Source organism: Streptococcus sp. Marseille-Q8145 (assembly GCF_965112035.1).
On the sequence record NZ_CBCOPQ010000015.1, the window covers coordinates 1 to 945 of the forward strand.

The following is a 945-nucleotide window of genomic DNA, read 5'->3' on the forward strand; positions in this document are numbered from 1 at the left end:
TACAGGAGCCGTGTATGTTTAGGGGGGGAGCAGAATGACCACTTCGGTTTTAGGCAATCACTTAAAGACGTTACGACTGACAAGACAGCTTACGCAAGCGCAAGTTGCCCACCAGCTTTTCGTTTCGCGAAAAACCGTTTCAACGTGAGAAACCGGCCGACATCAGCCAGATTTGCAAACGGTTTGTCAGCTAGCTGACTTTTACCAAATAACTGTTGACGTATTGATGAGGCCAGTCTCATCCAAAGCCATCAAGAAAACCTCGGCGCGCCCAGTCACTTTTCTGGGACCGGCGCTTGCGATCATGATTGTTGGCCGCTTGGGTTATGTTGCGCGACCGGAAATGTTATTGCTGACAGACTTTGTACTCGGCTTTTTGGGAGGTCTCTTACTAAGCTGGTGGCAGCAATGGTTAAAGCCGCAAGTCTTACATGGCCTATGCGTTTTTCTGGCAGCTGTGCTGTTCAGTCTGGCGTGGCAAAATCTATTCGCCATGGCGTTTGGGTTGCAACTTGTTTACATGGCAACTGCGATGACATTACTGCTTCCCTTAATCGGCGCTAGTTTGCAAAAACTGGGCCGTACTTTCAAAACCTTGAGATAAGGGGGCAATAGCTTTGAAACATAAGGGACTCTGGATCACGAATATCGTTTTGGCAATCGCTATCAGCGGTATCGGCATCACGATCTTGATGAGACGCGTGGATGGTGCCGGCCATGTTGAGACCGCGGCATCACGTTTAGCGGCATTAGCCGTGCTGGTCGTTTTCATTTTGATTATTGCAATTGTGTAAGGCATATACTTGTTGATCAGCAGACGCCACGGATGATTGTCAGAAGCATGAACTTAAAAAGATTGCCGGTCGTGTATCGGCAATCTTTTTAAGTTAAGCTTTCTTTGCTTTAAACCGGTATTAGCTGCAATATTTCTACAATGATAGCAGG

General features: G+C 47.3%; 1 protein-coding gene and 1 pseudogene. Both read left to right on the forward strand.

The window, feature by feature from the left end:
- Positions 1-34 precede the first annotated feature (34 nt).
- Positions 35-604 (forward strand): annotated as a pseudogene (locus ACWPVL_RS11675) (helix-turn-helix transcriptional regulator).
- A 13-nt stretch (positions 605-617) separates the two neighbouring features.
- On the forward strand, positions 618-794 hold the full coding sequence (locus tag ACWPVL_RS11680; RefSeq protein WP_454389181.1) for a DUF3923 family protein: 177 nt from the start codon (positions 618-620) through the stop codon (positions 792-794).
- Positions 795-945 lie beyond the last annotated feature (151 nt).